The 13880-nt window shown below is 63.4% G+C and carries 10 protein-coding genes; all 10 read left to right on the top strand.

Annotated elements, in window-relative coordinates:
• The first annotated feature begins 118 nt into the window (after positions 1-118).
• The 10 genes from hisI to ACX80B_RS10410 all read left to right on the top strand — a co-directional run bounded on the left by hisI (position 119) and on the right by ACX80B_RS10410 (position 13849).
• On the top strand, positions 119-526 hold the full coding sequence (gene hisI / locus ACX80B_RS10455) for a phosphoribosyl-AMP cyclohydrolase (protein WP_459295800.1): 408 nt from the start codon (positions 119-121) through the stop codon (positions 524-526).
• Positions 527-2122 carry an anthranilate synthase component I gene (locus tag ACX80B_RS10450; protein ID WP_459295798.1) on the top strand — a complete coding sequence of 532 codons (1596 nt, stop codon included), beginning with the start codon at positions 527-529 and terminating at the stop codon, positions 2120-2122.
• Complete coding sequence (locus ACX80B_RS10445) at positions 2119-2817, top strand: Trp biosynthesis-associated membrane protein (protein WP_459295796.1); 699 nt, start codon at positions 2119-2121, stop codon at positions 2815-2817. The genes ACX80B_RS10450 and ACX80B_RS10445 overlap by 4 nt, the downstream gene beginning before the upstream one ends.
• 95 nt (positions 2818-2912) lie before the next feature.
• On the top strand, positions 2913-3203 hold the full coding sequence (locus ACX80B_RS10440; RefSeq protein ID WP_459295794.1) for an HGxxPAAW family protein: 291 nt from the start codon (positions 2913-2915) through the stop codon (positions 3201-3203).
• Positions 3204-3205: 2 nt separating this feature from the next.
• Positions 3206-4021: an indole-3-glycerol phosphate synthase TrpC gene (trpC, locus tag ACX80B_RS10435; RefSeq protein ID WP_459295792.1), complete on the top strand. Its 816-nt coding sequence runs from the start codon at positions 3206-3208 to the stop codon at positions 4019-4021.
• 81 nt (positions 4022-4102) lie between these two features.
• Positions 4103-5536 (top strand): tryptophan synthase subunit beta, encoded by a 1434-nt coding sequence (gene trpB, locus ACX80B_RS10430; protein ID WP_459295790.1) that lies wholly within the window; start codon positions 4103-4105, stop codon positions 5534-5536.
• Positions 5533-6339 (top strand): tryptophan synthase subunit alpha, encoded by an 807-nt coding sequence (gene trpA / locus ACX80B_RS10425; protein ID WP_459295788.1) that lies wholly within the window; start codon positions 5533-5535, stop codon positions 6337-6339. Before trpB ends, trpA begins: the two co-directional genes overlap by 4 nt.
• A gap of 83 nt (positions 6340-6422) precedes the next feature.
• On the top strand, positions 6423-7517 hold the full coding sequence (lgt, locus tag ACX80B_RS10420) for a prolipoprotein diacylglyceryl transferase (protein WP_459295786.1): 1095 nt from the start codon (positions 6423-6425) through the stop codon (positions 7515-7517).
• 253 nt (positions 7518-7770) lie between these two features.
• The gene (gltB, locus tag ACX80B_RS10415) at positions 7771-12399 is read left to right on the top strand and encodes a glutamate synthase large subunit (protein WP_459295784.1); all 4629 of its coding nucleotides are present in this window, start codon (positions 7771-7773) and stop codon (positions 12397-12399) included.
• A complete protein-coding gene (locus tag ACX80B_RS10410) occupies positions 12392-13849 on the top strand; it encodes a glutamate synthase subunit beta (RefSeq protein WP_459295782.1) in 1458 nt (485 codons plus the stop codon). The genes gltB and ACX80B_RS10410 overlap by 8 nt, the downstream gene beginning before the upstream one ends.
• The last annotated feature ends 31 nt before the right edge of the window (positions 13850-13880 follow it).

Genomic DNA, 13880 nt, shown 5'->3' with positions numbered 1-13880 from the left:
GCGCCAATTGCCCGAAATGAACCACATCCTGGCTCCGGATGGGCTCAGCGCGGGCCGTGTATGTGATTTCGGGCCGCTGAAAATGGAACATCAGACTGCTGGCACTAGAATCGAGGGGATGTCTGACTCCCCACTGCCCCCTGCCTCCAAGCACCCACTGATAGGTGCGGACGGCCGGCTGGCTTTTGAACTGAAAAAAGACGCTTCCGGACTGGTGGCAGCAATCATTCAACAATTCGATACCGGCGACGTATTGATGCTTGGATGGATGGATGAGGAAGCCCTGCGCCGCACGCTCACCAGCGGCAGAGTGACTTTTTTCTCCCGCTCCCGGCAGGAGTACTGGCGCAAAGGCGACACCTCCGGCCATGTTCAATGGGTGAAATCCGCTGCAATCGATTGCGACGGCGACGCCCTGTTGATCCGCGTCGACCAGGTCGGTGCCGCCTGCCACACCGGCACACGGACATGTTTCGACGGACGGGACATCAGCGCCGCCGTCGGACCTATCGAAGGAACTGACTAAATGCACGATCTGGGAGTGATTAGCCCGACCCTGGAGGAATTCCGGGAGCTGGCCAGCGAGCACAGAGTCATCCCTGTCACCATGAAGGTCCTCGCTGATGCCCATACCCCGATCGGTTTGTACCGGAAGCTCGCACAGGGCCAGCCCGGAACATTCCTGATGGAGTCTGCGGCCAGCAGCGGCGTCTGGTCCCGCTATTCCTTCATTGGCGCTGACTCACGCGCCACCCTGACCACCAAAGACGGCCAGGCGCATTGGCTCGGGGAACCTCCGGTGGGGGTACCGCTCGAGGGCAATCCCGTGGACGCGGTCCGCGACACCATCGAAGCCTTGCAGACAGAACGGTTTGCTGGACTGCCCCCCTTTACCTCCGGCCTGGTCGGTTTCCTCGGCTGGGAGGTCGTCCGGCACTGGGAACGGCTGACGAGCCCGCCGGAGGACGATCTGAACCTTCCGGAGATGGCCATGTGCCTGGTCACGGATATGGCCGTTCACGACAATACAGATGGGTCGGTCCTGCTGATCGCCAATGCCATCAACTATGACGACACCTCCCAGCGCGTCGACGAAGCCTGGCACGACGCCGCTGGCCGGTTGAACTCCATGTTGGACAGGATGACCACCGGCGATGGCGAACCGGTGTCCGTGATGGCTCCCGGTCCACAGGACAGCAGTGAGCTGATGCCGTTGGTGCAGGAGCGGTGGCAGGAGGAGCGCTACCTTGCGGCGATTGAGCGCGGCAAGGAAGCCATCGTCGACGGCGATGTCTTCCAGGTTGTGATCTCCAGGCGGTTCGAACTCGAATGCCGTTCCTCGCCGCTGGACGTTTACCGCGTGCTGCGGCAGACCAATCCCAGTCCGTATATGTACATCTTCTCCCTGCAGGACGCGGACGGCCGCCGGTACTCCGTGGTCGGATCGTCCCCCGAAGCATTGGTCACCGTCACCGGGGAAGAGGTCATTACGCATCCCATTGCCGGCTCACGTCCGCGCGGGAAGACTATCGAGGCGGACCGGGAACTGGCTGAGGACCTGTTGGCCGACGAAAAGGAACGGGCCGAGCATCTGATGCTGGTCGACCTCGCCCGCAACGATATCTCGCGTGTCTGCAAACCGGGCTCCGTCGACGTCAGCCAGTTCATGGAGATTGAACGCTTCAGCCACATCATGCATCTGGTGTCGACCGTCGTCGGAAAGCTCTCCTCCACGGCAACCGCCTACGACGTCCTCGCGGCGACGTTCCCCGCCGGAACGCTTTCCGGCGCGCCCAAACCACGTGCCCTGCAGCTGATCGACGAGCTCGAACCCCACCGGCGCGGGGTCTATGGCGGCGTTGTGGGCTACCTTGATTTCGCCGGCGATATGGATATGGCCATCGCCATCCGCTCGCTCCTGCTGCGCGAAGGCCGGGCCTACGTGCAGGCCGGCGGAGGCATCGTCGCAGATTCCGTGTTGGCGGACGAGGCAACGGAATCGGTCAACAAGGCCGCGGCTCCCTTGCGCGCTGCATGGTTGTCGGAACGGCTGGAGCCGGTGCAGAGGAACGACGCCGGCACGCCCTTGGACGACGCGGGCGGACGGGAGCAACAACGATGAGCGCCGCCAACGCCCCGGCCTGGAGCCGCAAGGGCCGCGTTGTCCTGCTGACGATAATCAGCGCGGCCATCGTCTTTGCCTCGACAACGCAGACGTGGCTGAGGGTGGATTTGCCTGAACAAGCCGTGCCGACGCCGGATCTCACCATCGCCGGCAGCGAGGCGGCCACGGCCGTGACGGCGCTTGCCCTGGTCGCCCTGGCCGGAGCACTGGCCTCAACGATCGCCGGGCGGATTGCGCGTCTGGCTATCGCGGTGATCATCCTCGCAGCCGCGGCCGGAATTATCGCCTCGGCACTCAGCGTGATGGCGAATCCGAGGGCCTCGTCCGAGGGGCAGGTCGCCGACGCGATCGGCATTATCGGCAGCTCGGCCCAAACATCCGTCACCGTTTTCCCTGCCATTGCGGTCGCCGGAGGCGGGCTGCTGGCCGTCAGCGCCGTCGTCATCGTGCTGGCCGGACGGTATTGGGGGCGCACCAAGCGCTTTGACACGGACGCCTCGTCCACCGCCGGGACAAGCGGGACAGCAGCAGGCGCATCTGCACGAGGTCCGGCCGCAGGTGCGGGCGGTTCCACCACCGCAGACCCGGCGCGGCCGGGGGAGCCCGCCAGCGCCGACGAAGCGGACGAAGAGCCCGCAGACGAGATTGAGAGTTGGGACCAGCTAAGCCGCGGCAAGGACCCCACGGGATAAACCTCATAAACCCAGCAGCACCGGTAACAGGGCAGTCAACTGCTGCAAGTAATGGCAGAATGGACGAAGGCACAAATACGTTAGGGAGATTCACCATGGGCGCCAACGCCACCGTCAACACTTCTGAATCAGCTGAAGCCCGCGCCGCCGCCGAGGCGGAGCGCCACGCGGAACCCGTCGGTCACGGCAACAGTCCAGCCGCCTGGACGCTGGTGGCCATTGTCCTGTTCGGATCGGCTATTTCCTGTGTGGCCTTTGCCCTCGCAAGTGCGCTGTGGTTCTGGATCGGCGTCGTCGTCATGGGTATCGGACTGCTCGTTGGCTTGATCATGCGCAAGGTCGGCTTCGGCGTCGGCGGTCATAAACTCAAGAACAACGGACACTGAGCGTGAGCGTTCTCGACGACATCATTGTTGGGGTCAAAGAGGACCTGCAGGACCGTAAATCAACTGTCAGTACGTTGCATCTGCGGGACATGGCCGCCGCGACGGCTCCCGCACTGGACGCTTTTGCAGCCCTCGGCGGCAACGACGCACCCCGGACACAGCTTCGGGTAATTGCGGAAGTTAAGCGCAAGAGCCCCTCCAAGGGCGATTTGGCCCACATCGCGGATCCGTCTGTGCTGGCGCGCAGCTACGCAGACGGCGGAGCGGCGGTCATCAGTGTGCTCACCGAACAGCGCCGGTTCGGCGGTTCGCTGCAGGACCTGGATGCTGTCCGGTCCAGTGTGCAGGTGCCGCTGTTGCGTAAGGACTTCACCGTCGATGCCTATCAGGTGCTGGAAGCCCGCGCCCATGGGGCGGACTTGATCCTGTTGATCGTCGCGGCCTTGTCCGACGCGCAACTGACTGAACTGATGGGACTGAGCCATGAACTCGGCATGAACGTGCTGGTTGAGGCCCACACGGTTGAGGAAGTTGAACGTGCCGTTGCCGCCAACGCCCGTATTATCGGCGTCAATGTCCGCAACCTGAAAACCCTCGACATCGACCGGTCGGTCTTTGCCTCCTTGGTCGAAACCATCCCCGCCGGTTCGTTGATCATTGCCGAATCGGGGGTACGGGATGTGGCCGACGTCGAACATTTCGCATCGCTTGGAGCCAACGCGATCCTGGTCGGCGAGGCATTGGTCCGGAACAACAATCCCCAAGAGGCCATCGAGACATTCAGCCGCGCGGGCGCCGCAGTTATCGCCAACCGATAGCAACGCCGCCGCAAGAAGCCCGTCGGGTGCATCCGCCGCAGCGGTGCAGTGCCCGCCTTTCGAAACTTAGAAGGTGCATCAATGACTGACAAACCGCAACCACCGCAGCGGACGGCGGAGACCGCCACCGATCCAGAACCGACCAGGAAAGTTGCCGCGGCCGGTGACAGGACGGCCGGGAGCGACGACAACCAGACCCAAGGCGCCGGTGCTGAAGGGGCGGAAGCGTTCCTTGAAGGCAGGGAGTCGCTGCGGGGAGCCACCGGTCCGTATTTCGGCGCTTACGGCGGGCGTTGGATGCCTGAATCACTGATTGCCGCCCTCGACGAGCTGGAAGACACCTTCGAGAAAGCGCGGGCCGACCCGGACTTTGTCTCCGAGATCGCCGAGTTGAACCGCAATTACTCCGGACGGCCGTCCCTGCTGACCGAGGCGAAGCGATTCAGCGAACACGCCTACGGCACCCGGATCTTCCTCAAGCGGGAGGACCTGAACCATACCGGGTCCCACAAGATCAATAACGTGCTGGGGCAGGCTCTGCTGGCCAAGCGGATGGGCAAGTCCCGGCTGATTGCCGAGACCGGTGCCGGTCAGCATGGCGTGGCCAGCGCGACGGCGGCCGCCCTGATGGGAATGGAATGCGTCGTCTACATGGGGGCTGAAGACACCCGCCGCCAGGCGCTGAACGTGGCCCGGATGGAACTGCTGGGAGCTAAAGTCATTCCGGTCGCGCATGGCTCGCAGACCCTGAAAGATGCCATTAACGAGGCGCTGCGGGACTGGGTGGCCAACGTGGACCACACCCATTACCTGCTCGGCACCGTTGCCGGCGCGCATCCGTTTCCCGCCATGGTCCGGTTCTTCCACGAGGTCATCGGAGACGAAGCACGCGGACAGATTCTGGAACAGACCGGTGCCCTCCCCGACGCTGTCTGTGCCTGTATCGGCGGCGGCTCGAACGCCATCGGGATATTCCACGCCTTCCTCGATGACAAGGACGTGGAAATCTTCGGGTTCGAGGCGGGCGGCGACGGCGTGGAAACCGGACGCCACGCTGCCAGTATCACCTTGGGCCGCCCCGGCGTCCTGCACGGTGCCCGCTCCTACCTGATGCAGGATGAAGACGGCCAGACGGTGGAATCGCACTCCATCTCCGCCGGATTGGATTACCCCGGGGTGGGTCCGGAACATTCCTACCTCGCCGACATCGGCAGAGTCACGTATGAACCCATTACCGACGCCGAAGCGATGGATTCCTTCCAGTTGCTGTGCCGTACGGAAGGGATTATCCCGGCGATCGAGTCGGCACACGCCCTCGCGGGTGCACTGAAAGTTGCCCGGCGCTGGGACCAGGCCGGCCACACCGGCGCCGGACGTCCCGTTAATGAAGCCGTCATCATCGTCAACCTTTCCGGAAGGGGCGATAAGGACGTCGCCACGGCCGCGGAATGGTTTGACCTTCTGGATACTGAAAAAGTGGATTCCGAAACCGTGACCGAAGGGGAAGACAAATGAGCGGCGCCGTCGACAGCGGGCAGACCAGCAAGTCTGCGGCGGCCATTGACCGCGCACGTAACGCCGGCCGGTCGGCCCTGATTGGATACCTGCCCGCAGGTTACCCGGATGTCCCCAGGTCAATTGATGCGGCCGTAGCCCTCGCCGACAACGGCGTGGACCTGATCGAGATCGGCGTTCCGTATTCGGATCCGGTGATGGACGGCCCGGTTATCCAGGATGCCACTGTCGAGGCACTCGCCAACGGCTTCAGGGTAAGCCAGCTCTTCGACGTCGTCGCAGGAATTACCGCACGGACGGATGTTCCGGTCGTCGTCATGACCTACTGGAACCCGGTAATGCGCCTCGGAGTGGACGAATTCGGCCGCCGGCTGGCCGAAGCCGGGGGAGCGGGACTGATCACGCCAGACCTTATCCCCGACGAAGCCGCCGAATGGATGGAGGTCTCGGACAAGTACGGCCTGGACCGGATCTTCCTGGTTGCGCCGTCCTCCTCGCCGGAGCGGCTGCACCGCACGGTCGAGGCCAGCCGCGGCTTTGTCTACGCGGTTTCCATCATGGGAGTGACCGGCGCACGGAGCAAGGTCAGCAGCGCCGCACACAAGGTCGTTGACGACACCCATGCAGCAGGCGCAAAACGGGTCTGTGTCGGTCTAGGTGTTTCCACCGCCGAACATGTCCGTGAAATCGCAGCCTACGCCGACGGCGTCATCGTGGGAACCGCCTTGGTGGCGGCCCTGCGCGACGGCGGGGTCAGCGCCGTCGGGCAGCTTGCCAAAGAACTAAGTGCGGGACTGGCATAATTCAAGCTGGACAAGCACCTCGTAAGCCGGATCGCCACCTCCTTTCCAGCAATCGCGATACCTTCACCACAGGAAGCTGACTAATGCGAACTGCCGTTGACGCGGTCACCCAACTGCCCATGAGCATCCCCAGTCCCGACTGGAGCGGCTTTAACATTGGGCCGTTGACCATACATGCCTACGCATTGTGCATCCTGGCCGGTATAGCTGCCGCCCTCTGGCTGACATCCGTGCGGTGGAAGCGCCGCGGTGGGCCCGAAGACGCCATCTGGGATATCGCGATCTGGGCCGTTCCGTTTGGCATTATCGGCGGGCGGCTGTACCACGTGTTCTCCTCACCCGACGCGTATTTCGGCGAGGACGGCAACCTATGGCTGATTCCGCAGATCTGGCTCGGCGGGCTGGGTATCTGGGGCGCCGTCGTACTGGGCGTTGTAGGTGCGTGGATAGGCTGCCGCAGATCCGGGGTAAAACTGACGGCCTTCATGGACGCCGCAGCGCCCGGCCTGCTGCTGGCGCAGGCCATCGGCAGGTGGGGCAACTGGTTCAATCAGGAGCTCTACGGCGGACCCACCACACTGCCATGGGGACTTGAGATCGACGCCGACAACCCGGACTTCCCGGCCGGGTTGCCCGCCGATACGCTGTTCCATCCCACGTTTCTCTACGAATCGCTGTGGAATCTGGCTGGCGTGGCGCTCCTGCTCGTGCTCGACCGGCGTTTCAAGTTCCGCCTCGGGCGCCTGTTCTGGCTGTACGCCGCTTATTACACCCTCGGCCGGGTGTGGATTGAAGCAATGCGGATTGACGACGCCGAACTCATCTTCGGCGTCCGGCTCAACGTGTGGACAAGCATCATTGTCTTCGTGGTGGCCGTGGTCGTCTTCATAGTGCTCGGACGGCGCATGAAGGGCAGCGGTGTGCCAGATTCCGTGTACCTGCCCGGACGTGAGCCTAAGCCGGAAACGGAGGACACTGATGCCGGCGCGGAGAATGCAGGCGCAGACGTCCAAGATTCGGACGAGGCTGGAGCGGACACGTCGGAACCGGCAGAGCAACACGGGCAGGCCGATGATGAAGGCAGCGCCGAACGCGAGGGACGTGCTAGAGTCTCTGATACCCGAAGTGACGTACAAGACACTTCAACGCTCGATCACCCTAACGAGCGGAATTCATAGGTCCGCCACTACCATCTGGCAGGACTCGACCACGTTGATGTGGGTACATGGCAAGGCCCTCCGCGCAGCGGCCCGGGATTGATCCTCCCGTCGCGGAAGCGTAACTAAAATGTTGCCCGGTTTCCGGAACGATCAGGGCCGGTTTGCCATAGTATTTCCAGTACAAATCACGCATGTCTGTATCTAACAGACGTGTGTGGGGCCAAAGTTGTCCCCTCCACCAGCTCCATCTGAAGGGGGAAGGACACCAGTCATGACTTCTGTACCGTTCAACGCCAATCCGGCGGCCGCAGGCAATCCGGCGGCCGCACCCATTTCCGCGGCCGCGCCATCACCGTTCGAGCGATTCGCGGCCATTCCCGAATCCGCCGGCCTCTACTCACCTGAAAACGAAAAAGACGCCTGCGGCCTTGCCGTCATTGCCACGCTCCGCGGAGAACCGGGCCACGACATTGTTGATGCCGCCCTGACCGCATTGCGGAATCTGGAACACCGCGGCGCGGTGGGAGCAGATGAGGGAACCGGTGACGGCGCCGGGCTGTTGACCCAGGTTCCGGATGAGTTCTTCCGCGCGGTGGCAGGTTTCGAGCTCCCGCCCGCCGGCCGGTACGCCGTCGGCACCGCCTTCCTCCCAACTGAGCGCACCGAAGGTGAAACGGCCAAGGAGGGAATCGAAACCCTGGCCATGGAAGAGGATTTGGTTGTGCTCGGCTGGCGCCAGGTGCCGGTCGTCGCCGACCTCGTAGGCGCCATGGCCCGCGCCTGTATGCCGAACTTCGTCCAGGTCTTCCTCGCCCCCGCGCCGGGTGCAGCAGCGGGCAATCTGGATGCAAAGGCATTCCGGGTCCGCAAACGTGCACAGAACAAGTACGGCGTCTACTTCCCGTCGCTGTCGTCCAAGACGATCGTCTACAAGGGGATGCTGACCACGGCCCAGCTGGAGCCGTTCTATCCGGACCTTTCGGACCCGCGGTTCAAGACCAAGCTCGGGATCGTCCATTCGCGCTTCTCGACCAACACCTTCCCGTCGTGGCCGCTGGCCCAGCCGTTCCGCACTATTGCCCACAACGGCGAGATCAATACCGTCAAGGGCAACCGGAACTGGATGCGCGCCCGCCAGTCCCAGCTGGCGAGTCCGCTGCTGGGAGACATTCCCGAAGAGCTGTACCCCGTCTGTACGCCCGGCGCCTCCGATTCGGCATCCTTCGACGAGGTGGCCGAGCTGTTGACGCTCTCCGGCCGGCCGATCACGCACGCCATCATGATGATGATTCCGGAGGCGTGGGAAAACCACGCCACCATGGATCCGGCACGGCGGGCGTTTTATCAGTACCACTCGATGCTGATGGAGCCGTGGGACGGCCCTGCCGCGGTTTCCTTTACGGACGGAAAGCTGGTCGGCGCCACCCTGGACCGCAATGGGCTGAGGCCCGGGCGTTACTGGGTTACAGAGGATGGCCTGGTCATTTTCGCCTCGGAGGTCGGAGTCCTCAATGTGGATCCCGCGCGGGTGGTTAAGAAGGGCAGGGTTTCCCCCGGCAAGATGTTCCTCGTCGATACCGAAGCCGGACGCATCATCGATGACCAGGAAGTCAAAACCGAGGTCGCCGCCGCAAACCCCTGGGCACAGTGGGTGAAGGAAAATATGGTCAGCCTCGCGGACCTGCCCGAGCGCGAACACGTGGTGCACACCGCCGCCTCGATTAACCGCCGGCAGCGGACGTTTGGCTATACCCAGGAGGAACTGCGGATCCTGCTCGGACCGATGGCGAAGACGGGCGCGGAGCCGTTGGGGGCGATGGGCTCCGACACCCCGGTGGCGGTGCTGTCCAAGCGCCCACGGCTGCTTTTCGACTACTTCGTGCAGTCTTTTGCCCAGGTCACCAATCCGCCGTTGGATTCCATTCGCGAGGAACTCGTCACATCGATGCACACGGCGATCGGGCCGGACGGAAACCTGCTCAGCCAGGGACAGGTGCACGCCAAACAGGTGGAACTGACGTTTCCCGTGATCAATAACGACGAACTCGCCAAAATCGCAAACCTTGAAACCAGCGGCGGCGGCAGGGCGGCGATGCGCGTCCGTGGCCTCTACCGCCCTCAAGGCGGTGCGGCTTCGCTGCGCGCCCGGTTGGCGGAAATCTGCGAGACGGTCTCCGCGGCCATGAACCGCGGTGTGCAGCACGTCGTGATCTCCGACCGCGAATCCAACGCACAGTGGGCACCCATTCCGTCCCTATTGCTGCTGTCCGCGGTGCATCATCATCTGCTGCGCAGCGCCAACCGGACCAAGACTTCTCTCGTGGTCGAGGCCGGTGATGTCCGCGAGGTTCACCATGTGGCGGCCCTGATCGGTTACGGGGCATCCGCGGTCAACCCTTACCTGGCAATGGAAAGTTGCGAGGAACTGGTCCGCAATGGCGAAGTCGAAGGCGTTAGCGAGTCCCAGGCTGTCGAAAACCTGATCAAGGGACTTGGCAAGGGCGTGCAGAAAATCATGTCCAAGATGGGCATCTCCACCGTCGCTTCCTACTGCGGTGCGCAGACCTTCGAGGCGCTGGGCCTGTCCCAGGAGGTGGTGGATGAATTCTTCGCCGGCACCGTTTCACAGCTCGGTGGAGTGGGTCTGGAGGTAATTGCCGCCGAAGCGGCTGCCCGCCATGCCACGGCCTACCCGGACGACGGCGTCGAACAAGCACACCGGGCACTCGAAAACGGCGGCGAGTACCAGTGGCGCCGTGAAGGACCGCCGCACCTGTTCAATCCGGAAACGGTGTTCCGCCTCCAGCACGCCACCCGTGAGCGCCGGTACGACATCTTCAAGGCCTACACCCGGGGCGTCGATGACCAGTCCAAGGAACTGATGACACTGCGCGGCCTGCTGAAGTTCAATGCGGGCGACCGCCAACCGGTGCCGTTGGAGGAAGTCGAGCCGGTGTCGGAGATCGTCAAGCGCTTCTCCACCGGTGCTATGAGCTACGGATCAATCTCCCAGGAAGCCCACGAAACCTTGGCGATCGCCATGAACCGGCTCGGCGCCAAGTCCAATACGGGTGAAGGCGGCGAGGACGTGGACCGGCTGCTGGATCCGGAGCGCCGGTCGGCCATCAAACAGGTCGCCTCCGGACGGTTCGGTGTGACCAGCCTGTACCTGACCAACGCCGATGATCTCCAGATCAAGATGGCGCAGGGGGCCAAGCCAGGCGAGGGCGGCCAGCTGGGAGCTGCGAAGATGTACCCGTGGGTGGCAACAACCCGTCATTCCACCCCCGGTGTGGCCCTGATTTCACCACCGCCGCACCACGACATTTACTCCATCGAGGACCTGGCGCAGCTGATCTACGATCTCAAGCGGTCCAACCCGTCGGCCCGGGTCCATGTGAAGCTGGTGTCCGAAGTGGGGATCGGCACCGTGGCAGCCGGCGTGACCAAGGCAAAGGCCGACGTCGTACTGGTGTCCGGGCACGACGGCGGAACCGGCGCCAGCCCGCTGAATTCGCTGAAACACGCCGGTGCCCCATGGGAGTTGGGCCTGGCCGAAACGCAGCAGACGCTGATGCTCAATGGCCTGCGCGACCGGGTCGTCGTCCAGGTCGACGGGCAGCTGAAAACCGGCCGCGACGTGGTGATCGCAGCCCTGCTGGGCGGCGAAGAATTCGGCTTTGCCACCGCACCCCTGGTGGTTTCGGGCTGCATCATGATGCGCGTCTGCCACCTCGACACCTGCCCGGTGGGCGTCGCCACGCAAAACCCGCTGCTGCGGAAACGGTTCAGCGGCAAGCCGGAATTCGTGATCAACTTCTTCGAGTTCCTGGCCGAGGAGGTCCGGGAGATCCTCGCCGAACTGGGATTCCGGAGCCTGGAAGAGGCCATCGGCCGCGTCGAATGCCTCGACACCAAGGAGGCGATGGACCATTGGAAGGCCGACGGACTCGACCTTGATCCAATTCTGCATGGAATGGAGTTCGACGACGATGCCCCGCGCCGGAATTTGGTGCCGCAGGATCACAATCTGGATAAGCACTTTGACCAGCAGCTGATCGCGCTCAGCGCCGAGGCGTTGACCGACCGGGCACCGGTGAAAATTTCCCTCGACATACTCAATACCGACCGGTCGGTGGGAACCATGCTCGGACACCAAGTGACCAAGCGCTTCGGCATCTCGGAGCTGGCACCTGGAACTATCGATGTCACGCTTACCGGGCAGGCGGGCCAATCACTCGGTGCGTTCCTGCCGGCCGGCATCACGCTGCGGCTGTTCGGCGACTCCAACGACTATGTGGGCAAGGGACTGTCCGGTGGCCGCATCACCGTCCAGCCGGACCGGCGCAATCCCTTCCCCGCAGACCGGAACGTGATCGCGGGCAACGTGATCGGCTACGGCGCGACGAGCGGGGAGATTTTCCTGCGTGGACAAGTCGGTGAACGCTTCCTGGTCCGCAACTCCGGTGCGACGGCGGTGGCTGAAGGTATCGGCGACCACGGTTGCGAGTACATGACCGGCGGGCAGGCATTGATTCTGGGCCGGACTGGACGCAACTTCGGGGCCGGCATGTCCGGCGGCACGGCATTCGTGCTGGACCTTGAACCCACACGCCTGAACAAGCAAAGCTTCGACGCCGGCGAGCTGCTGCTGCTCGAACCTGACGCAGAAGACGCGGACATCGTGCACCAGCTGCTGGTCGAACATGTCGAAGAGACAGGATCCACTCTGGGCCGCCGTCTGCTTTCGGACTTTGAATCAACTATCGGCAGGATCACCAAGATACTGCCACGCAATTTTGCCGCTGTTCTGCAGACCCGCGCGGAGGCCATCGAAGAGGGCCTGGACCCCGACGGCGACGAAGTGTGGAACCGGATTCTGGAGGTGACCGGTGGCTGATCCACGGGGTTTCATGAAAGTTACCGAGCGCGAAACGCAGCCACGCCGGCCCGTTCCCGTGCGGATCATGGACTGGAAAGAAGTCCACGAACCACAGGAGAGCGGAACCCTGCGGCGCCAGGCCGGCCGCTGCATGGACTGCGGTATTCCGTTCTGCCATCAGGGTTGTCCGCTGGGCAATCTCATTCCTGAGTGGAATGACCTGGTCCGCCGGGGCAAAGGCGAAGAAGCGATTGAACGTCTGCACGCCACGAACAATTTTCCTGAATTCACCGGCCGGCTGTGCCCCGCGCCTTGTGAGTCTTCCTGCGTGCTGGGGATCAACCAGCCTGCTGTCACCATCAAGCAGGTGGAGGTCTCGATCATTGACGACGCGTTTGAGAACGGTTGGGTGGATACCCACGAGCCGCCGCGGTTGACGGGCCAGACGGTCGCCGTCGTCGGGTCCGGGCCGGCCGGCCTTGCCGCCGCACAGCAACTCACCCGGGTAGGGCACACGGTGGCCGTTTACGAGCGGGATGACCGCATTGGCGGACTGCTACGGTACGGAATTCCGGACTTCAAGATGGAGAAGGAACACATCGACCGCCGGCTCCGGCAAATGCGGGAGGAAGGCACCCGTTTCCGTGCCGGCGTCGACATTGGCACGGACATCACCTGGAGCGAGCTGCGGCGCCGCTATGACGCCGTCGTTATTGCCACCGGAGCCACCGTGCCCCGCGATTTGCCAATCCCCGGGAGGGACCTGAACGGCGTGCATTTCGCCATGGACTACCTTATCCAGTCGAACCGCGTGGTGGCCGGTGAAGAAGTGCCGGACCAGATCCACGCCAAGGACAAGCACGTCGTGATTCTGGGTGGCGGCGATACCGGAGCCGACTGCCTGGGCACCGCGCACCGGCAGCAGGCGGCCTCGGTTACGACGCTCGCCATCGGCAAGCAGCCTCCGCCGGAGCGTGCACCGCATCAGCCCTGGCCGACATCCCCGACGCTGTTCGAGGTCGCCTCCGCCCACGAAGAAGGCGGAGAACGGACGTATCTCGCCTCGACCGTGGAGTTCCTGGGCGGAGACGGCGTGCTCAAGGCCATCAAGGTTGCCGAGACCGAGTTCGTTGATGGCCGCCGCGTCCCGAAACCAGGCACGGAACGCGAGATTCCCGCGGATCTGGTGTTCCTGTCCCTTGGCTTCACAGGTCCGGAATCCGAAGGACTCGCCGCTCAGGTGGATGCTGCTTTCGACGAACGTGGCAATGTAGAACGTGACGGCTATTACATGACAACCACCGACGGCGTTTTCGCCGCCGGCGACGCGGGCAGGGGGCAATCCCTGATTGTCTGGGCTATTGCGGAGGGCCGTGCATGCGCGGCCGCTGTGGACAAGTACTTGATGGGCAGCACCCGGCTGCCTGCACCGGTTTCACCGACGGATCAATCCATCTCAGCGCTGTAGAGACGGCCGTCGCCAACCAATCAACAGATGA

Source organism: Arthrobacter monumenti (genome assembly GCF_054511255.1).
The sequence above is the reverse complement of the archived record's forward strand: the minus strand, read 5'-3'. Positions and strand labels throughout refer to the sequence as shown.